At 72.0% G+C, this 19,870-nt stretch carries 17 protein-coding genes; 2 read left to right on the forward strand and 15 right to left on the reverse strand.

The genetic code is table 11. The annotated features are described in order from the left end of the window. Nucleotides 1–45 precede the first annotated feature (45 nt). The 9 genes from gatB to OG711_RS11855 all read right to left on the reverse strand — a co-directional run bounded on the left by gatB (nucleotide 46) and on the right by OG711_RS11855 (nucleotide 11,861). On the reverse strand, nucleotides 46–1,557 hold the full coding sequence (gatB, locus tag OG711_RS11815) for an Asp-tRNA(Asn)/Glu-tRNA(Gln) amidotransferase subunit GatB (RefSeq protein ID WP_329559216.1): 1,512 nt from the start codon (nucleotides 1,555–1,557) through the stop codon (nucleotides 46–48). A gap of 15 nt (nucleotides 1,558–1,572) precedes the next feature. After that, a complete protein-coding gene (locus OG711_RS11820) occupies nucleotides 1,573–1,812 on the reverse strand; it encodes a hypothetical protein (protein WP_073793239.1) in 240 nt (79 codons plus the stop codon). Next, nucleotides 1,809–3,302, reverse strand: coding sequence for an Asp-tRNA(Asn)/Glu-tRNA(Gln) amidotransferase subunit GatA (gatA, locus tag OG711_RS11825; protein WP_329563751.1), 1,494 nt, complete (start codon nucleotides 3,300–3,302; stop codon nucleotides 1,809–1,811). The genes OG711_RS11820 and gatA overlap by 4 nt, the downstream gene beginning before the upstream one ends. Before the next feature lie 26 nt (nucleotides 3,303–3,328). Further along, nucleotides 3,329–3,625: an Asp-tRNA(Asn)/Glu-tRNA(Gln) amidotransferase subunit GatC gene (gene gatC, locus OG711_RS11830; protein WP_073793238.1), complete on the reverse strand. Its 297-nt coding sequence runs from the start codon at nucleotides 3,623–3,625 to the stop codon at nucleotides 3,329–3,331. A gap of 645 nt (nucleotides 3,626–4,270) precedes the next feature. After that, nucleotides 4,271–6,463 carry a putative bifunctional diguanylate cyclase/phosphodiesterase gene (locus OG711_RS11835; protein WP_073793237.1) on the reverse strand — a complete coding sequence of 731 codons (2,193 nt, stop codon included), beginning with the start codon at nucleotides 6,461–6,463 and terminating at the stop codon, nucleotides 4,271–4,273. Nucleotides 6,464–6,738: 275 nt separating this feature from the next. After that, on the reverse strand, nucleotides 6,739–9,054 hold the full coding sequence (gene ligA, locus OG711_RS11840; RefSeq protein WP_329559217.1) for an NAD-dependent DNA ligase LigA: 2,316 nt from the start codon (nucleotides 9,052–9,054) through the stop codon (nucleotides 6,739–6,741). A gap of 17 nt (nucleotides 9,055–9,071) precedes the next feature. Continuing rightward, on the reverse strand, nucleotides 9,072–10,085 hold the full coding sequence (locus tag OG711_RS11845; RefSeq protein ID WP_329559218.1) for a methionine synthase: 1,014 nt from the start codon (nucleotides 10,083–10,085) through the stop codon (nucleotides 9,072–9,074). 509 nt (nucleotides 10,086–10,594) lie between these two features. After that, complete coding sequence (locus OG711_RS11850; RefSeq protein ID WP_266507871.1) at nucleotides 10,595–11,287, reverse strand: SDR family oxidoreductase; 693 nt, start codon at nucleotides 11,285–11,287, stop codon at nucleotides 10,595–10,597. Nucleotides 11,288–11,321: 34 nt separating this feature from the next. After that, nucleotides 11,322–11,861 (reverse strand): LOG family protein, encoded by a 540-nt coding sequence (locus OG711_RS11855; RefSeq protein WP_073793234.1) that lies wholly within the window; start codon nucleotides 11,859–11,861, stop codon nucleotides 11,322–11,324. Between the two features lie 56 nt (nucleotides 11,862–11,917). Between OG711_RS11855 and OG711_RS11860 the strand changes: the two genes are divergently transcribed. Continuing rightward, nucleotides 11,918–12,244, forward strand: coding sequence for a DUF427 domain-containing protein (locus tag OG711_RS11860; protein WP_073793233.1), 327 nt, complete (start codon nucleotides 11,918–11,920; stop codon nucleotides 12,242–12,244). A 27-nt stretch (nucleotides 12,245–12,271) separates the two neighbouring features. Here OG711_RS11860 and mnmA read toward each other — a convergent pair whose 3' ends face one another. Further along, on the reverse strand, nucleotides 12,272–13,396 hold the full coding sequence (mnmA, locus tag OG711_RS11865) for a tRNA 2-thiouridine(34) synthase MnmA (protein WP_073793232.1): 1,125 nt from the start codon (nucleotides 13,394–13,396) through the stop codon (nucleotides 12,272–12,274). A gap of 61 nt (nucleotides 13,397–13,457) precedes the next feature. Between mnmA and OG711_RS11870 the strand changes: the two genes are divergently transcribed. Continuing rightward, nucleotides 13,458–14,177, forward strand: coding sequence for an N-acetylmuramoyl-L-alanine amidase (locus OG711_RS11870; protein WP_329559219.1), 720 nt, complete (start codon nucleotides 13,458–13,460; stop codon nucleotides 14,175–14,177). 19 nt (nucleotides 14,178–14,196) lie between these two features. Here the strand turns inward: OG711_RS11870 and OG711_RS11875 are convergent, their stop codons facing one another. The 5 genes from OG711_RS11875 to OG711_RS11895 all read right to left on the reverse strand — a co-directional run bounded on the left by OG711_RS11875 (nucleotide 14,197) and on the right by OG711_RS11895 (nucleotide 19,862). Continuing rightward, entirely contained in the window at nucleotides 14,197–15,360 is a 1,164-nt protein-coding gene (locus OG711_RS11875; protein WP_073793230.1) for a cysteine desulfurase family protein, read from the reverse strand. Nucleotides 15,361–15,485: 125 nt separating this feature from the next. Further along, the gene (locus tag OG711_RS11880; protein ID WP_329559220.1) at nucleotides 15,486–16,466 is read right to left on the reverse strand and encodes a helix-turn-helix transcriptional regulator; all 981 of its coding nucleotides are present in this window, start codon (nucleotides 16,464–16,466) and stop codon (nucleotides 15,486–15,488) included. Nucleotides 16,467–16,496: 30 nt separating this feature from the next. Beyond that, on the reverse strand, nucleotides 16,497–17,360 hold the full coding sequence (locus OG711_RS11885) for a thioesterase family protein (RefSeq protein ID WP_329559221.1): 864 nt from the start codon (nucleotides 17,358–17,360) through the stop codon (nucleotides 16,497–16,499). A gap of 65 nt (nucleotides 17,361–17,425) precedes the next feature. Continuing rightward, nucleotides 17,426–18,088 carry a trimeric intracellular cation channel family protein gene (locus tag OG711_RS11890; RefSeq protein WP_073793228.1) on the reverse strand — a complete coding sequence of 221 codons (663 nt, stop codon included), beginning with the start codon at nucleotides 18,086–18,088 and terminating at the stop codon, nucleotides 17,426–17,428. A 562-nt stretch (nucleotides 18,089–18,650) separates the two neighbouring features. Beyond that, on the reverse strand, nucleotides 18,651–19,862 hold the full coding sequence (locus OG711_RS11895; protein WP_329559222.1) for an ABC transporter ATP-binding protein: 1,212 nt from the start codon (nucleotides 19,860–19,862) through the stop codon (nucleotides 18,651–18,653). Nucleotides 19,863–19,870: the final 8 nt, after the last annotated feature.

The following is a 19,870-nucleotide window of genomic DNA, read 5'->3' on the forward strand; positions in this document are numbered from 1 at the left end:
AACCGGTGCGCCGCCCCCCGCTCGTACTCATCCGTCCGTCGGGGGTCAGCCCTCGACGCCGAGACGCTCCAGGATCAGTTCCTTGACCCGGGCCGCGTCGGCCTGCCCGCGGGTGGCCTTCATGACGGCACCCACCAGGGCGCCCGCCGCCTGGACCTTGCCACCGCGGATCTTGTCCGCGATGCCCGGGTTCCCGGCGATGGCCTCGTCGACGGCGGTGGTGAGCGCGCCCTCGTCGGAGACGACCTTCAGGCCACGCTTCTCGACGACCTCGTCCGGCGTGCCCTCACCGGCCAGCACACCCTCGATGACCTGCCGGGCGAGCTTGTCGTTGAGGTCGCCCGACGCGACGAGCGCGGCGACCCGCGCGACCGCGGCGGGGGTGATCCCCAGCGCGTCCAGGGCCCGACCGGACTCGTTGGCGTTGCGGGCCAGCTCGCCCATCCACCACTTGCGGGCGGCGGCGGAGTCGGCGCCCTCCTCGATGGTCGCGGCGATCAGGTCGACCGCCCCGGCGTTGAGGATGGACTGCATGTCGTGCTCGGTGACGCCCCACTCCTCGCGCAGCCGGTTACGGCGTACGCGCGGCAGCTCGGGCAGCCCGGCCCGCAGTTCCTCGACCCATTCCCGGGCCGGGGCGACGGGCACCAGATCGGGCTCCGGGAAGTACCGGTAGTCCTCCGCCTCCTCCTTGATCCGGCCGGAGGTGGTGGAGCCGGTGTCCTCGTGGAAGTGCCGGGTCTCCTGGACGATGGTGCCGCCGGTGTTCAGGACCGCGGCGTGCCGCTGGATCTCGAAGCGGGCGGCACGCTCGACGGAGCGCAGCGAGTTGACGTTCTTCGTCTCGCTGCGGGTGCCGAACTTCTCGCGGCCGTGGGGACGCAGCGACAGGTTCACATCGCAGCGCATCTGGCCCATCTCCATCCGGGCCTCGGAGACACCGAGCGCCCGGATCAGCTCACGCAGCTCCGCGACATACGCCTTGGCGACCTCGGGAGCGCGCTCACCGGCGCCGGTGATCGGCTTGGTGACGATCTCGATGAGGGGGATGCCCGCGCGGTTGTAGTCGAGGAGCGAGTGCGAGGCGCCGTGGATTCGGCCGGTGGCGCCGCCCACATGTGTCGACTTGCCGGTGTCCTCCTCCATATGGGCGCGCTCGATGTCCACGCGGAAGACCTCGCCGTCCTCCAGCTGGACGTCCAGATAGCCGTTGAAGGCGATCGGCTCGTCGTACTGGGAGGTCTGGAAGTTCTTCGGCATGTCCGGATAGAAGTAGTTCTTCCGGGCGAAGCGGCACCACTCGGCGATCTCGCAGTGCAGCGCGAGACCGATCTTGATCGCGGACTCCACGCCGATCGCGTTGACGACCGGCAGGGAGCCCGGCATGCCGAGACAGGTCGGGCAGGTCTGGGCATTGGGCTCCGCGCCCAGTTCCGTGGCGCAGCCGCAGAACATCTTGGTCCTGGTGCCGAGCTCGACATGGACCTCCAGGCCCATGACGGGGTCGTACGACGCGAGCGCGTCCTCGTACGACACCAGGTCGGTCGTGACAGTCACGGTGAAACTTCCCTCTCAGCCCAGCAGGACATCGTCGTCACCGAGGCGCTTGAGCTCCCGGTAGAGGATGGCGAGGCCGGTGGCGATGGCGGCGGCGGACACCGCGGCGTCGAGCAGCCGCAGCGTGTCGTTGTCCGAGCGGGCCTTCCTGGCCTGCTTGAGGACGCTGACGGCGCCGAACGCCGTGGTGGCCATGGACAGGTACGTGCCGGACCTGGACTTCTTGAAGCCCTTGGCCTTGGTCAGTGCGCTCACAGCGACGGTGCCTCCTCTAGCAGCGGATGACCCCAGCGTTCCACGAACGCCGCCTCGACGGCGGCACCGACCTTGTACAGCCGGTCGTCCTTCATCGCCGGGGCGATGATCTGGAGACCGACCGGCAGACCGTCCTCGGGCGCGAGGCCGCAGGGCAGCGACATGGCCGCGTTGCCCGCCAGGTTGGTGGGGATGGTGCACAGGTCCGCGAGGTACATCGCCATCGGGTCGTCCGCGCGTTCACCGATCGCGAAGGCGGTGGTGGGCGTCGTGGGCGACACGATCACGTCGACCCGCTCGAACGCCTTCTCGAAGTCCCGGGTGATCAGGGTGCGGACCTTCTGGGCGCTGCCGTAGTACGCGTCGTAGTAGCCGGAGCTGAGCGCGTACGTGCCGAGCATGATCCGCCGCTTGACCTCGTCGCCGAAACCGGCGTCACGGGTGATCGCGGTGACCTCCTCGGCCGAACGGGTGCCGTCGTCGCCGACCCGCAGCCCGTAGCGCATCGCGTCGAAGCGGGCCAGGTTGCTGGAGCACTCGGACGGCGCGATCAGGTAGTACGCGGAGAGCGCCAGGTCGAAGGACGGGCAGTCCAGCTCGACGATCTCGGCGCCCAGCTCCTTGAGCAGCGCGACGGACTCGTCGAACCGCTGGACGACGCCGGCCTGGTAGCCCTCGCCGCGGAACTGCTTGACGACACCGACCCGCATACCCGCCACGGAACCGTTGCGCGCGGCCTCCACGACCGGCGGTACGGGGGCGTCGATGGACGTCGAGTCCAGCGGGTCGTGGCCGCCGATGACCTCGTGCAGCAGGGCCGCGTCGAGGACGGTACGCGCACAGGGGCCGCCCTGGTCCAGCGAGCTGGAGAACGCGACCATGCCGTAGCGGGAGACCCCGCCGTACGTCGGCTTGACCCCGACCGTGCCGGTCAGGGCGGCGGGCTGACGGATCGAGCCGCCGGTGTCCGTACCGATCGCGAGGGGCGCCTGGTACGAGGCGAGCGCCGCGGACGAGCCGCCGCCGGAGCCGCCCGGGACCCGGGTCAGGTCCCACGGGTTGCCCGTGGGGCCGTACGCGCTGTTCTCCGTCGACGACCCCATGGCGAACTCGTCCATGTTGGTCTTGCCGAGGATCACGACGTCGGCGGCCTTCAGCTTCTTCGTGAGGGTCGCGTCGTACGGCGGGATCCAGCCTTCGAGGATCTTCGAGCCGACGGTGGTCGGGATGCCGTCGGTGGTGAAGATGTCCTTGAGCGCGAGCGGTACGCCCGCGAGGGGGCCGAGCTTCTCGCCCGCCGCGCGCTTGGCGTCCACCGTGCGGGCCTGGGCGAGGGCGCCCTCGCGGTCCACGTGCAGGAACGCGTGGACCTTCTCGTCGACGGCCTCGATCCGGGCCAGGTGGGCCTCGGTGACCTCGACGGCCGTCAGCTCGCCGGAAGCGATGCGCGCCGCTGTTTCGGCGGCGGTCAGCCTGATGATGCTGTTCATGTCGGGCTTGTCCTCAGGCATGGCGATCAGTCCTCCCCCAGGATCTGCGGGACCTTGAAACGCTGCTGTTCATGGGCCGGGGCACCGGACAGCGCCTGCTCGGGGGTGAGCGAGGGTCGGACCTCGTCCGCGCGCATGACGTTCGTCAGGGGCAGCGGGTGGGAGGTCGGCGGTACGTCCTGGTCGGCGACCTCGGCGACGCGGGCTACCGCGCCGATGATGTCGTCGAGCTGACCGGCGAAGTGGTCGAGTTCTTCGCTCTTCAGGTCCAGGCGTGCCAGCCGTGCGAGGTGGGCGACCTCCTCGCGCGTGATGCCAGGCATGCGTCGATCCTCTGGGGTGAGTGGTGGTTTTGAGGCCAATCCTATGGGGCGGGAGTGTCTCTCCGCGAAACCCCTTGGCGGGGGGCCCGCAGCACCGTCCCCCGGCCCGTCCTCCGACCCGGCCCGGCCGAGGCGCGCGCCCGGGTCCCCTGTGCTGGACGCGCTTGTCCCTGTGCCGTCGCTCGTGGGGTGCGCAGTTCCCCGCGGGTCGCCTTCGCTTGCGCTTCCGAGGTCTGTCCGGGTGGACGCACTTGTCCCTGTGCCGTCACTCGTGGGTTTCGCGCAGTTCCCCGCGCCCCTGGATGCTGCCCCCTTGCGGTCGCTCTTCGGGTGCGGGTCCGCCCTCGTTTTTGCGCAGTTCCCCGCGCCCCTGAAGGGGCACTTCTCTCCTCTCGCAGGCGCTCGGCTGCGGGAGGGGGTGGGCGGGAATCTCTGCTCGCAGACTCCGATGCTCTTCAGTCGGGTAGGGGGACGTCGTACCGAGCGTGTCGGATCGAGGACGGAGAATCCCGACCGGCACCGACCCGAAGAACAAGCAGATGGCGCCCCAAAGGGGCGCGGGGAACTGCGCACCCCACGGGCGACGGCACAGGAACGAAGTACGCCCAGCCGGACAGACCCCGGGGCGCAAGCGAAGGCGAACCGTTACTCCTGGTCCTCCGCGGTGGACCGCACCGCGGCCTTCGGCCGCTGCCACCCGCGGGACCCCCGCGCCAGCAACCACGCCGTCGCCTCGTCGGACGGCATCGCCGCGGCGACGAGCCACCCCTGGACCGCGTCACAGCCGAGATCGCGCAACCGCTCCCACGTCTCGTCGTCCTCGACCCCCTCCGCCACGACGAGCAGCCCCAGCGAGTGCGCGAGATCCACCGTGCAGCGCACGATCTCCGCGTCCTCGTTGTCGAAGGCGAGCCGCGCGACGAACGACCGGTCGATCTTCAGCTCGCTGACCGGCAGCCGCCGCAGATGGACGAGGGACGAGTACCCCGTCCCGAAGTCGTCCAGGGACATCTTCACCCCGTGCCCGGTCAGCCCGGCCAGCGTGTCCGCGGCCCGCTGCGGGTCCTCCAGCAGCACATGCTCGGTGATCTCCAGTTGCAGGGCGGACGGCGGCACCCCGTGGCGCGCGAGCCGCGCGGCGACCGATCCGGCGAAGCCGGGGGTGTGGACGTCACGGGGCGACACATTCACCGCGACGGGCACCCGCAGCCCCTGCGCACGCCAGCGGGCGACCTGCCCGAGCGCGATCTCCAGCACGTACTCCGTGAGGTGCGGCATCAGCCCGGACGACTCGGCGATGGCGATGAACTCGTCCGGGGGGACCCGCCCGCGTTCCGGGTGCACCCAGCGCACCAGGGCCTCCAGTCCGGCGACCTGTCCGTCGAACCGCACCTTGGGCTGATAGTGCAGTTGGACGTCCCCCGCGTCCAGCGCGCGCCGCAGGTCCCCGAGGAGGCCGAGCCGGTCGGGGGTGTTGGAGTCGCGCTTCGACTCGTACACCTCCACCCCAGTGCGGTCGCGCTTGGCCTGGTACATGGCGACGTCGGCCCGCCGCAGCAGCCCCTCCGCGTCGAGGGCGTGGTCGGGGAAGACGGCGAGTCCGGCGCTGGCCTCCAGGACGAGGGTGAGTCCGTCGAGGTCGAGCGGCGAACCGAGGGCGGTGACGACCGAGCGGGCGACCCGGGTCGCGGAGGTCGTGGAGTCCGCGATGGGCAGCAGTACGGCGAACTCGTCGCCGCCGAGCCGCGCGGCCTCCGCGCCGCGGGGCAGCGCGAGCCGGAGCCGGTCGGCGATCTGGAGCAGCAGCCGGTCACCGGCGAGATGGCCGAGGGTGTCGTTGACGGAACGGAAGCGGTCGAGGTCGATGAGCATGAGCGCGGAGCGCGCCCCGATGCGTTCGGCGTCGTCGAGCGCGGCCCAGGTGCGTTCGAGCAGCCACTGGCGGTTGGGCAGTTTGGTCAGCGGGTCGCGGAGCTGTTCCTCGGCGCGGGCGCGGGCGATCCACAGGGTGGAGTCGAGCGCTATCAGCGGGACGACGAACAGGGGCAGCAGGATCGGCATGGCGATGGCCACGACACAGATGAGCGGTGCGATGCCGAGCAGCGCCGCCCCCACGAGGGCCTGCCTCATCAGGGCGGTACGGGCGACCGTCGGCAGTCCGGACGCCTGCGGGGCGTGGACGTACCAGAGCAGCAGCCGGGTGACCGCCAGATAGGTCGCGGCGGCGAGGACGACCTCCAGCGCGGCGTAGAGGTCCCAGGTCTCGGGCAGCCATGGCTCCTCGACGGTGGGCACCAGACCGCACGCGCCGAGCGCGAGCGCGCCCGCGCCTATGCCGAGGATGTCGACGGCACCATGCAGTAATCCCTGCCGCCAGCGGTTGCGGCGGGCCACCCCGACGAGGACGACGACGGTGAGACTGACCATCCCGGCGGGAATCCAGCCGTAGAGCAGCAGCACCGCGAGGGTCAGGGCGGAGCCGGAGCCCGTGCCGCCCCACCAGCGGCCCCGGCCGAGTGCGACGAGGTGGCCGACGATGAGTCCGGTGAGGACGGCGAGGGACCAGCCGGCCTTGCCGGTGGGGAACAGCGCCCGGTTGCCGCTGATCGCGCTGTAGGCCCCGGCGCCGAGGACGAGCGCGGCGAGGGGGACGACCGCGACGGCGAGGAACGGCCAGGACCCGTGGTGCGGTCCCGGTTCGGTGTCGGGGTAGGTACGGGTGGCCTGGGTGACAGGCATGTCGGGGTGAGTGGGCGGCCTGCGGCCGATGAGCCAGGCACCGGGCGTCCGGCGGGCGCGCACGCGTCCGTCCGGGGCGGCTCTCTCGCTCGATTCCATTACCGTCCCTCTCACCGCCGGCGGTGGCCGCGCCACGCGTCGCCCCGCCGTTCACCGCCATCGAACCCGCGTCTGATGACCCACCACGCAGCGGGGCGCGGCAGGCGCATAACTCAACAGTAGGCCGCGGAGGGCCCCCAAGGGCAGCGGTCGGCCACGGTTGCCCGAATGCGACCGGGGCACCCCTAAGCATCTGATATGCGCCGAACGGGTGTTCTTGCGGGGCGCGCACCGGAGCTGAGGTGCCCTCAGGAGGCGTCGGCGGGTCGGCGGGGTCACTCCCCGGCGGGTGTCTCCTCCGTGCCGCCCGCGGGGGTCCCGGCGGGGGCGTCGGGGCTCTCCTGCGCGGGTTCCGCCGGGGTCTCGGTCGAGGTGTCGGCGGAGGTCCCGGCCGGGGTTTCCTCCTCCGGCGGAAGGGCTGCCTCCGCCGCGGCCTCGGGGCCCTGTTCGAGGAGGACCGCGAAGCCCTCCTCGTTCAGAACCGGCACCTTCAGTTGCATGGCCTTGTCGAACTTCGACCCCGGATTGTCACCGACCACGACGAACGCCGTCTTCTTGGACACCGATCCGGTCACCTTGGCGCCCTGGCTCTGGAGCGCTTCCTTGGCCCCGTCACGGGTATGACCCGTCAGCGTGCCCGTGACGACGACGGTGAGGCCCTGGAGGGGCCTGGGGCCCTCGTCCTCCCCGGCGCCCGCGTCCTCCATCCCGGCACCGGCGGCCTTCCACTTGCGCACGATCTCCTGGTGCCAGTCCTCGGCGAACCACTGCTTGACGGCCGACGCGGTGGTCCCCGCGACCCCGTCGGTCGCGACCAGCTGCTCCTCGGTGGCCTCGGCGAGCCGGTCGATGGAGCGGAACTCCCGGGCGAGCGCCTCGGCGGCGACGGGTCCGACATGACGGATCGACAGCCCAGTGAGGAAGCGGGCCAGCGGGCGGCTCCTGGCGGCGGCGATGCTCTCCAGCATCGCGACCGCGTTCTTCCTGGGCTCGCCCTCCTGGTTGGCGAAGACCGTGGCGACCTTCTCCTCACCGGTCTCCGGGTCCCGCTTGGGCAGTCCGCTGTCCGGGTCGAGGACGTACGCCTTGATGGGCAGCAGCTGCTCGATCGTCAGGTCGAAGAGATCGCCCTCGTCCTTGAGCGGCGGCTCGGCGGGCTCCAGCGGCTTGGTGAGGGCGGCGGCGGAGACATAGCCGAAGTGGTCGATGTCGAGGGACTTGCGTCCGGCGAGGTAGAACAGCCGCTCCCGCAACTGGGCGGGGCAGCCGCGGGCGTTCAGACAGCGCCAGTCGATGTCACCCTCCTTCGCGGGCTCCAGCTTCGTGCCGCACTCGGGGCAGTGGGTGGGCATCTCGAACTCGGGGGCGTCCGGGTCGCGGAGCTCGGGGACATGGCTGAGGATCTCGGGGATCACGTCCCCGGCCTTGCGGATGACGACGGTGTCCCCCACGCGGACGTCCTTCGCCTTGACGACGTCCTGGTTGTGGAGGGTCGCGAACTCCACCTCCGAACCGGCGACGACGACCGGCTCCACCTGCGCGTAGGGGGTGGCGCGGCCGGTGCGGCCGATCCCGATGCGGATGTTGATCAGCTTGGTGTTGACCTCCTCCGGCGGGTACTTCCAGGCGATGGCCCAGCGGGGCGCGCGGGAGGTGGAACCGAGGCGGCCCTGGAGGGGGATCTCGTCGAGCTTGACGACGACACCGTCGATCTCGTGCTCCATCGAGTGGCGGTTCTTGCCGTAACGGGCGATGAACGCGCGGACACCCTCGACGGAGTCCGCGACCTCGTTGTGCCGGGCGGTGGGCAGACCCCAGCCACGCAGCAGCTCGTACGCCTCGGAGAGGCGGCTGATCCGCAGGCCCTCGTGGGCGCCGATGCCATGGACGACCATGTGCAGCGGGAGCGTCGCGGTGACCTTGGGGTCCTTCTGGCGCAGCGATCCGGAGGCGGAGTTGCGCGGGTTGGCGTACGGCTTCTCACCGGCCTTCACCCGGCGTTCGTTCAGCGCCTGGAACGCCTCCATGGGGAAGTACACCTCGCCGCGGATCTCGACCAGCGCGGGGATGTCGTCGCCCTGGAGACGGTGCGGGATCTCGGCGATCGTGCGGACGTTGGGCGTGATGTCCTCGCCGGTGCGGCCGTCGCCGCGGGTGGCGGCACGGGTCAGTCTGCCGTCCTCGTAGGTGAGGTTCACGGCGAGCCCGTCGACCTTCAGCTCGCACAGGAAGTGGTAGTCCGTGGTGCCCACGTCCCGGGCGATGCGCTCGGCCCAGGCGTCCAGCCCGGCGTCGTCGAAGGCGTTGTCGAGGGACAGCATCCGCTCGCGGTGGCGCACCTCGGCGAGATCGGTCTCGTAGGCGACGGAGACCTGCTGGGTGGGCGACTCGGGGGTGCGCAGCTCCGGGTACTCGTCCTCCAGGGCCTCCAGATCCCGCATCAGCCGGTCGAACTCGGCGTCGCTGACGACGGGCTGGTCCTTCACGTAGTACTTGAAGCGGTGGTCCTCGATCTCTCCGGCGAGACGGGCGTGCTGCTGCCGCGCCTGCACGGGCACCGATCCGGGCTGTGCGTCCTGGTCGCCGGCCACGTCATTCCTCCCGATGGTCACTCTGGGTCGTCCGCGAGGGATCTCGCCGCCCGGACGCAGTGGGCGAGCGCGCCCCGGGCGTACTCGGGGGAGGCGCCCGCGAGACCGCAGGCCGGGGTGAGCGTGACGGACTCGCTCAGCGACCCCGGCCGCAGCCCCAGCCTGCGCCACAGCGTCCTGACACCCATGACGCTACCGGCAGGGTCTGACAACGGGCCGTCGGTACCGGGCACGACACCGGCGATCAGCCGCGTCCCCGACTCGACCGCTTCCCCGATCACATCGTCGTCACGCTCGGTGAGGAGGGCGAAGTCGAAGGAGACCCCGGCGGCTCCGGCGCGGTGCAGCAGCGCGAAGGGGACGTCGGGGGCGCAGGAGTGCACGACGACGGGACCGTCGTGCACGGCGAACAGGTCGCGCAGGGTTCCCTCGACGGTCTGCCGGTCCGGGGCCCGGTAGGTGCGGTAGCCGCTGGCGCTGCGGATCTGTCCGCGCAGCACGGCGGTGAGCGACGGCTCGTCGTACTGGAGGACGATCCGGGCGCCCGGAACCCGGCGGCGGACGTCAGCGAGGTGTTCGCGGAGTCCCTCCGCGAGTGATCCGGCGAGGTCCCGGCAGGCGCCGGGGTCGGACAGGGCCGCCTCGCCGCCGCGCAGTTCCAGGGCCGCGGCGAGCGTCCACGGTCCGACCGCCTGGACCTTGAGCGGGCCCTCGTAGCCCTGGGTGAACTCCTCCAGGGCGTCGAGGTCCTGCCGCAGCCAGGTGTGGGCGCGGCGGGTGTCCCGGCCGGGGCGGTCGCTGATCCGCCAGCCGCTGGGCTCCACGCGCGCGTAGACCTCGACGAGGAGTCCGGCGGTGCGGCCGATCATGTCGGCGCCGGGGCCGCGGGCGGGCAGTTCGGGGAGGAACGGGGTGCCCTGCCCCTCCCCGAAGGTGCCGACGACGGTCTTCGCGGCCTCCCTCGGGTCCGTGCCGGGCAGGGAGCCGATGCCGGTGGCCGGGCCGAGGCGGGAATCCTTGTTGTCGTTCACCCGGCGAAGCGTACGGGGTGGGTTCGGCCCGACGTGGTGGTGGTTGCTGCACGTTCCCGGCGTCCCGGCTTTCGCCGTGCCCCGGTGCGTGCCTGGGCCACGTGCGCGGTTCCTGGCGGCCCTGGGGTTCCACCTGTGGCCGTACTTCGTGCCCGTGCCGGTTCCACGGGGGTGCGCAGTTCCCCGCGCCCCTGGCGGGGCGGTTCTGACCGTCGCTGTTCCCGTGCTCGTCGCTCGTGGGGCGCAGTTCCCCGCGCCCCCAGGGTTCCACCCGTCGCCGCACTTCGTACCTGTGCCGGTTCCACGGGGGTGCGCAGTTCCCCGCGCCCCTGGCGGGGCGCGTCTGACCGTCGCTGTTCCCGTGCTCGTCGACCGTGGGGCGCAGTTCCCCGCGCCCCCAGGGTTCCACCCGTGGCCGTACTTCGTGCCCGTGCCGGTTCCACGGGGGTGCGCGGTTCCTCGCGCCCCTGGCGGGGCGCGTCTGATCGTCGCTGTTCCTGTGCGGGGGGTCAGTGGGGGGTGGGGCGGACGGAGAGGTCGTTGATCTCTGCGTCGCGGGGGAGGTCCAGGGCGGTCAGGACCGTGGTGGCGACCGTGTCCGGGGACATCCAGCGGGCCGCGTCGTAGTCCTTGCCCTCCTGCTGCTGGACCTTGGCCTGCATGGCGCTCGCGGTGCGGCCCGGGTAGACGGAGGTGACCCGTACGCCGTGCTGCTGCTCCTCCTCGCGGAGGGCGTCGGCCAGCGCGCGCAGGCCGTGCTTGGAGGCGGCGTACGCGGACCAGTCGGCCCGTGCGCGCAGCCCCGAGCCGGAGTTGACGAAGATCACCTGCCCGGAGGTGACCCGGAGCTGGGGCAGGAAGTGGCGGGTGAGTTCGGCGGGTGCGACGAGGTTGACGTTCAGGTGGTGGCGCCAGGCCTTGGGGGTCAGCTCGCCGACGGGGCCGAGCTCGATGACACCCGCGATGTGCATCAGGGAGTCGATCCGGTCGGGGAGCGTCTGGTGGGAGAAGGCCCAGGAGAGCTTGTCGGGGTCGGCGAGGTCGCCCACGAGGGTGCGGGCGCCCGGGAAGCGGGCGGCCAGTTCCTTCGCGCGGCCCGCGTTCCGCGCGAGGAGGACGAGCTCGTCCCCGCGCGCGTGCAGCCTGCGCGCGACGGCCTCGCCGATGCCCGACCCCGCCCCGGTGATCACATGTGTCGCCATGGGCCCATCGTCGCATCCGTCACCGGCAGCGGGCTCAGCGTGTGCCGAAGGACTCCTCCAGGTACGCGAGGGCGCCCACGGGTTCCTCCGCGAAGAAGACCAGCTCGGTGAGCGGGAGCGGCAGGAAGCCCTCGTCGTCCATGCGGCGGAACTGCTCCTTGAGCCCGTCGTAGAAACCGGCCGTGTTGAGCACGACGACGGGCTTCGTGTGGTGACCGTGCTTGCGCAGTTCGAGGATGTCGGTGGCCTCGTCGAGGGTGCCCATACCGCCGACCATGACGACGATCCCGTCGGCCTGCTCCAACATCCGGGCCTTGCGTTCGGCGAGGTCGCGGGCGACGACCATCTCGTCGGTGTCGGTGCGCGCGAACTGCGCCAGGAACTCCACGGACACCCCGAGCAGCCGCCCTCCGGCCTCACGCACACCGTCCGCGACGACCTTCATCAGGCCGGCGTCCGAACCGCCCCACACCAGGGTGTGGCCGCCCTTGCCGAGGAGTTCCGCGAACTGCCGGGCGGGCCCGGTGTAGCGCTCGTCGAGGTCCGCGGCGGAGAGGAAGACACAGATGTTCATGCCGCGACACGGTAGTACGCGGGAAGAAGCCGCCGCCGCGAGGTGCTGCACCTCACATGACCCGAGGACACACGATCACGATCGAACAGGGCTCCGCACTGGTGCGCGTCGTCAAGGACGGCCGGCTCCTGGCGGAGAGCCGCCGACCTCTGCTGCTGCGCGAGACGGGCTGTCCGGTGCGGTACTACCTGCCGCCGGAGGACGTCCGTACGGAGTTGCTGACCCCGTCGGACACGCACACGTACTGCCCGTTCAAGGGCACCGCGTCGTACTGGTCCCTGCCGGACGCCCCGGACCTGGTGTGGGCGTACCCGGAGCCGAAGGAGGCCGTGGCGGCCGTCAAGGACCATCTGTGCTTCTACGAGCCGGAGGTGACCGGCTAGCGGCCTTCCCAGGGCCCCGGCGGGCGGTCAGGAGACGGGGGCGCCCGCCCGGTCCGTCGACGCGATGGTGGCGGAGCCGACGACGCGGCTGCCGTCGTACAGGACGATCGCCTGGCCGGGGGCCACCCCGCGCACCGGCTCGGTGAAGGTGACGTGCAGGGTGCCGTCGAGGAGTTCTGCGGTGACCTCGGTCTCGCCGCCGTGGGCGCGCAGCTGGGCGGTGTACGTGGCGCTGCCGGTGGGCGCCGTGCCGCACCAGCGGGGGCGGATCGCCGTGAGCGACGCGACGTCGAGGGAGGCCGCCGGGCCGACCGTGACGGTGTTGTCCACCGGGGAGATGTCCAGCACGTAGCGGGGCTTGCCGTCGGCGGCGGGGTGGCCGATGCGCAGGCCCTTGCGCTGGCCGATGGTGTAGCCGTAGGCGCCCTCGTGGGTGCCGACCTTGGTGCCGGACTCGTCGAGGATGTCGCCCTCGGCCTTGCCGAGGCGGGAGGCCAGGAAGCCCTGGGTGTCCCCGTCGGCGATGAAGCAGATGTCGTGGCTGTCGGGCTTCTTGGCGACCGCCAGGTCCCGCCGCTCGGCCTCCGCGCGGATCTCGTCCTTCGTGGTGAGCGTGTCACCGAGGGGGAACAGCGCGTGCGCGAGCTGGCGCTCGTCCAGCACCCCGAGGACGTACGACTGGTCCTTCGCCATGTCCGAGGCCCGGTGCAGTTCCCGGGTACCGTCGGGGTGGGTCACCACGCGCGCGTAGTGGCCCGTGCACACCGCGTCGAAGCCGAGGGCGAGGGCCTTGTCCAGGAGCGCGGCGAACTTGATCTTCTCGTTGCAGCGCAGGCACGGGTTGGGGGTGCGGCCCGCCTCGTACTCCGCGACGAAGTCCTCGACGACGTCCTCGCGGAAGCGGTCCGCGAGGTCCCACACATAGAACGGGATGCCGATGACGTCGGCCGCGCGGCGCGCGTCACGGGAGTCCTCGATGGTGCAGCAGCCACGCGCGCCCGTGCGGAACGATTGCGGGTTCGCGGAGAGCGCGAGATGCACTCCGGTCACGTCGTGCCCGGCCTCGACGGCGCGGGCTGCGGCTACGGCGGAGTCCACACCGCCGGACATGGCGGCGAGGACACGGAGGGGACGCTGCGGGGTCTCAGTCATAACCCTTCCAGAGTACGGGGCGCCGGGGAACCGCAGGCCGCGAGTACGCGTTGTGCTTCGCATGGGGGTTCGTAAGAAGGCACAGGGGACCGAGGGCCAGGGTCCGCACATCGGTCGGCGCGGCCTGCTGATCGGCGGCGCCGCGGCGGTCGTCGGCACGGGCGTGGTCATGCGCGAGGAGCTGTCGGAGCTGTGGTGGCGGGCGCCGGGCGTCACGAAACCACGGGTGGACGGCGCCGTCGACTTCACGGGAGCGCGCTGGGTGGCGGCGTCCTCGGGGAATCTGCGGCGGGCGGACCGCCCCGACGACTACCGGGTCGACCGGGTGATCATCCATGTCACGCAGGGCAGCTTCGACAGCGCGGTGAGGGTCTTCCAGAACCCTTCGCACGGCGCGGCCACGCACTACATCGTCCGCAAGGACGGGCACATCACCCAGATGATCCGGGAGCTGGACGTCGCGTACCACGCGGGCAACCGCGACTTCAATCAGCGCAGCGTCGGTATCGAGCACGAGGGGTGGGTCGACAAGCCGTCGTCCTTCACCGCCAGGATGTACCGGGCGTCGGCGCGGCTCACCGCGGGGATCTGCGCGCGGTACGACATACCGGTGGACCGGGAGCACATCATCGGGCATGTGGAGGTCCCGGAGGCCACCCACACCGATCCCGGGCCGCACTGGGACTGGGACCGGTACATGCCGCTGGTGCGCGCCGAGCGCAAGCGGCTGGCGAGCGCCGTCAGGACACCCGACCCGGGCGCCACCCGGGCGGCCGAGTAGCGCGCCCGGGACCGCCGGGTCAGGTCAGTCCGGCCGACCTGGCGCGTTCCACGGCGGGGCCGATCGCCTTGGTGACGGCTTCCACGTCCGCCTGGGTGCTGGTGTGGCCCAGCGAGAAGCGCAGGGTGCCCCGGGCGAGGTCCGGGTCGGTGCCGGTGGCGAGGAGGACATGGCTGGGCTGGGCGATGCCCGCGGTGCAGGCGGAGCCGGTGGAGCACTCGATGCCCTGGGCGTCGAGCAGCAGCAGCAGGGAGTCGCCCTCGCAGCCGGGGAAGGCGAAGTGCGCGTTGGCGGGGAGCCGGTCCACCGGGTCGCCGCCGAGGACCGCGTCGGGCACGGCCCGGCGCACCCCGTCGATCAGGTCGTCGCGCAGCGCGCCGATCTCCGTCGCGAACCATTCCTGGCGTGCGGTCGCGATCCGCGCGGCGACGGCGAAGGCCACCACCGCGGGCGCGTCCAGCGTCCCGGAGCGTACGTGGCGTTCCTGGCCGCCGCCGTGGAGCACCGGGACGGGCGTCCACTCGCGGCCCAGGAGCAGCGCGCCGATCCCGTAGGGGCCGCCGATCTTGTGGCCGGAGACGGTCATCGCGGCGAGCCCGGAGTCCGCGAAGCCGACGGGCAGCTGGCCGACGGCCTGGACGGCGTCCGCGTGCAGCGGAATCCCGTACTCGGCGGCGACGGCGGCGAGTTCGCGTACGGGCATGACCGTACCGATCTCGTTGTTGGCCCACATCACCGTCGCGAGCGCCACGTCCGCCGGGTTGCGGGCGATGGCCTCGCGCAGCGCTTCGGGGTGGACCCGCCCGTACCGGTCGACGGGCAGGTATTCGACGGTGGCGCCCTCGTGCTCGCCGAGCCAGTGCACGGCGTCGAGCACGGCGTGGTGCTCGACGGGTCCGGCGAGGACGCGGACGCGGGCGGGGTCGGCGTCCCTGCGGGCCCAGTACAGGCCCTTGACGGCGAGGTTGTCGGCCTCGGTGCCGCCGGAGGTGAGGACGATCTCGCTGGGGCGGGCGCCGAGGGAGTCGGCGAGGGTCTCGCGGGCTTCCTCGACGGCGCGGCGGGCGCGGCGTCCGGCGGCGTGCAGCGAGGAGGCGTTGCCGGTGACGGTCAGCTGGGCTGTCATCGCCTCGATCGCCTCCGGGAGCATCGGAGTGGTCGCGGCGTGGTCGAGGTAAGCCATGGTGGACCGATTCTACGAGCCGGGGCCGGGGGGATGTCGGCGGGCCGCCCCTGGTCCGCTTCGCGGTGCTTCGAGCGGTGTTCCCGGTGGCGGCGCGGGGCGGCGTCCCAGGGCGCGGGCCGGGGTCAGACGCCGTCCGTGGCACCGCCGTAGCGGGTGGTGAGCGCATGGGTGGCGCGGGCCAGTTCCGCGCGGACCTCGGGGGGTGACAGGACCTCCACGTCGTCCGCGAAGGCGAGGGTCAGCCGTGCCTCGGCGGGGGAACGGTAGGTGAGCTTCACCGTCAGCCACTCCCCCGTACCGTCCGGCGGGAGGTCGCGGACCGCGCCGCCGCAGAGCGTGAGGAAGAGGTCGAGTCGGGAGCGGCGGACCCGGGCGGTGACCTCGATGCCGCGGGGGCGGTCCTCGACCGTGCGCCGCAGGGTGTCCCAGGTGTCGGCGAGGGTGGCGCCGGGGCGGCGTTCGACGGGATCGTCGAGGACGGTCGCGGCGCGTATCCGGTCGGCGCGGAAGAGCCGGGGGTCGCCGTCCTGGTCGGCCACGAGGTACCAGACGCCGGCCTTGGCGACCAGTCCGTACGGGTCGACGGTACGGGTCCGGTGGTCCGTCGCACCGCCGTGCCGGTAGCTCAGCCGCAGCCGGCGGTCCGTGAAGACGGCGTCCTGGAGCGCTCCGAGGTCCACCGGGCCGCCCTCGCGGGGCGGTCCGGGGTACCAGCGGGTCGCGTCGACGAGGACCCGGCTGTTGACGAGTTCGGCGGCGGGCCGGTGGGGGGCGGGCAGCGCGGCCATGACCTTGAGCAGCGCGGAGGCGAGGGCCTCGTCCAGTCCCAGCGCGGTGTGGGCGCCCTGCGCGGCGACGACGAACAGGGCGCGGGACTCGTCGGCGGTGAGTCCGGTGACATCGGTGCGATAGCCGTCGAGCAGGGCGATCCCGCCGTGCCGGCCGCGTTCGGTGTACACGGGCACCCCGGACGCGGAGAGCGCCTCGACGTCCCGGTAGATGGTGCGCACCGACACGTCCAGCCGCTCGGCGAGCTCGGGCGCGGGGACCCTGCCCCGGGTCTGGAGCAGCAGCAGGATCGAGAGCAGCCGGTCGGACTTCACGTCCCCAGCATCGCGTACCGGGGTGCGGGGTCAGTCCAGCTTGGCGCGGGCCAGCTGGCGGGACTGGGCGACGAGCCGGTCCGCGCTGTCCCAGACCTCGGCGTCCTCCTCCAGGAATCCGCCCGCGAGATTGCGGGTGGTGACGGAGACCCGCAGCGGGCCGGGGGCGGGACGGCAGCGGACATGGGCGGTCAGCTCGACCGTGGGGACCCAGCCCTTCAGTCCGAGTTCGAAGGCGGTCGGCGGCAGGGCGTCCACGGCGAGCAGCAGCGACAGCGGGTCAGGGTCCCGGCCGTCGGCGAGCCCGAGCCAGGCCCGCATCTCACCGCGTCCGGAGGGCGCGCCGAGGACCCAGCCGAGGGTCGCGGGGTCGAGCTTGAGCGCGAGCCGTTCGGTGATGGCGGAGCTGCCGGGCAGGGGAGTGTCGCCCGGGGCGTCCTCGGGGCCGAGGCACTGGTCGTAAGGGGGCAGCTGGGGCGGCTTGGCCGAGGTGCGGACGTCGTCGGGGAGTGCGCCGAGGTCTCCGTACGCGGCGAGGGCCCGCATCCGTTCGACCTCGTGGCCGTCGTCGTCGAGCTGGAAGAGGGACGCCTGGCCGGTGGAGAGGGTGCGGCCGGTGCGGACCGTCTCGGTGCGGATGACGGCGGGGCCGGGGCGGGACGCCGTGAGGTAGTGGGCCGAGACGGTGAAGGGGTCGGGGTGGGGCAGGGCGTGCGCGAGGGCGCGGCCGACGAGGGCGAGCAGATAGCCGCCGTTGACGGCGGAGATGATCGTCCAGCCGGGCGACAGCTCGGTGTCGTAGACGCCCGGGTCGGTGGGGCCCCGGGGCACGACCGCGGTGTCCCGGTCGAACTCGCTGTCGCCGATCGCTGCCTCTACCCGTGTCTCTGACATGCCGGTACGCTACAACAGGTCCATACTAAGCGGTAGCTTTCCGCCGGTCCCGGACCGTCGGCCGCTCACTCGTCGATCTCCACGGCCGTCGAGCGGCGGTTCCAGGCGCGGGGCGCGCGCCAGTGGAAGCGCAGGGCCAGCAGCCGGATGGCGAAGGTCGTGACCACGGCGATCGCGCTGGTCAGGACGTTGAGCATGTCGTACTGGATGAACAGGGCGGCCATGCACGCGCCGACCATGGCCGGTACCGCGTACAGGTCCCGGTCCCAGCGGACCAGGGACGGGACCTCGTTGGCGATCATGTCCCGCAGCACACCGCCGCCGACGGCCGTGGCCAGTCCGAGCGCCGCCGACGCGGTGAGCCCCAGGCCGTACTCGTACGCCTTGGTGGTGCCCGTCACCCCGAAGAGGCCGAGGCCCGCGGCGTCGAAGACGTTCACCCCCGTCTGGATGCGTTCCACCTGCGGGTGCAGGAAGAAGACGAGCGCCGCGGCGACCAGGGGGGTCAGGAAATAGCCGAGGTCGGTGAACGCCGCAGGGGGGACGGCGCCGATCACCAGGTCGCGGAAGAGCCCGCCGCCCAGGGCGGTGACCTCGGCGAGTACGGCTATGCCGAACACGTCGAAGTTCTTGCGTACGGCGAGGAGCGCGCCGGAGATGGCGAAGACGAAGATCCCGGCGAGGTCCAGCGCGTGCTGGACGGAGGGGGTGAACAGGTCTTGGAGCACGGGCCATTCTCCCCCATATCCCCCGCAGGTCGCCTTCGCTTGCGCTTCCGAGGTCTGTCCGGCTGGGCCTACCTGTTCCCGTGCGGGTCGGACGGGGGTGCGCAGTTCCCCGCGCCCCTGGATGCTGCCCCATTGCGGTCGCTCCTAGGGTGCGGGTCCGCCCTCGTCTTTTGCGCAGTTCCCCGCGCCCCTTTGGGGGCGCTCTCCTGGGGCTGTCGTCAGGGTGCGGGCTGTCAGCAAGCGGGGCCGGGGTTCAAACCCCCCTCCTCGTGCAGTCGCGGGACTCACGTAAGGGGGTGGGCGGGAATCTCTGCCCGCAGACTCCGATGCTCTTCAGTCGGACCAGGGGGATGTCCGACCGAGCGCGTTGGAGCGAGGACGGAGAATCCCGACCGGCACCGACCCGAAGAACAAGCAGACGGCGCCCCAAAGGGGCGCGGGGAACTGCGCACCCACGAACGACGGCACAGGGACAGGTAGGCCCAGCTGGACAAACCTCGGAAGCGCAAGCGAAGGCGACCCGCCCCCGGCGGTCACCGGAGGCGGGGCGGGAGCCACCCGCTCACGCGTCGTCCGCGGCCGCCTCCGACGGAGTCCGGACCTGCGACGGGTCGGACACATGCGTGGGGGCCGGCGCGTCCTTCCCCACCGCCACCACCGCCACCGCGTCCACCGCCGCCGACAACAGCACCGTGTCCCCCGGCGCCTGATCCGCCGCGTTCTCGGGATGGTGGCAGGCCACGGACTGCCCCGGCCGCAGCTCCACGAACACCGGCTCCTGCCGGGCGCAGATCTCCGTCGCCTTCCAGCACCGGGTGTGGAACCGGCAGCCGCTGGGCGGCGAGATGGGCGACGGCACGTCCCCCTTCAGCAGGATGCGCTCGCTCTTGGCGGTCCGCCGCCGGGGGTCCGGGATCGGCACCGCCGACATCAGGGCCTTGGTGTACGGATGCATGGGCGACGCGTACAGCGACTTGCGGTCCGCCAGCTCGACGATCTTGCCGAGGTACATCACCGCGATCCGGTCCGAGACATGCCGGACGACGGACAGATCGTGCGCGATGATCACATAGGTGAGCCCCAGCTCGGTCTGGAGATCGTCCAGGAGGTTGACCACCTGCGCCTGGATGGACACGTCCAGCGCCGACACGGGCTCGTCCGCCACGACCAGCTTCGGCTTGAGGGCGAGCGCGCGGGCGATCCCGATGCGCTGGCGCTGGCCGCCGGAGAACTCGTGCGGATAGCGGTTGTAGTGCTCGGGGTTGAGGCCGACCACCTCCAGCAGCCGCTGGACCTCCTTCTTGACACCGCCCTCGGGGCTGACGCGCTGGAGCCGGAAGGGCGCGCCCACGATCGTGCCGATGGTGTGCCGGGGGTTCAGCGAGGAGTACGGGTCCTGGAAGATCATCTGGACATCGCGCCGCAGGGGCCGCATCCCGGCGACCCCGAGGTGCGTGATGTCCCGGCCCTGGAACTCCACCGTGCCGGCCGTGGGCTCCAGCAGCCGGGTGATGAGCCGCCCCATCGTGGACTTGCCGCAGCCCGACTCGCCGACGACGCCCAGGGTCTCCCCCGCGCGCACCTCGAAGTCGATGCCGTCGACCGCCTTGACCGCCCCGGACTGCCGCTGGAGCAGGCCCTTGCGGATGGGGAAGTGCTTCTGGAGACCGCTGACCCTCAGCAGCACCTCGCCGGGTGCCGGGTCCTCGGTCAAGGCGGCGCCGGCGGACCGCTGGGCGGGGACCGGCTTGGAGCCTTTGTCGTCGCTCGTCACGGGTTTGT

Source organism: Streptomyces uncialis (genome assembly GCF_036250755.1).
In the GTDB taxonomy this organism is placed as follows: Bacteria; Actinomycetota; Actinomycetes; order Streptomycetales; family Streptomycetaceae; genus Streptomyces; species Streptomyces uncialis.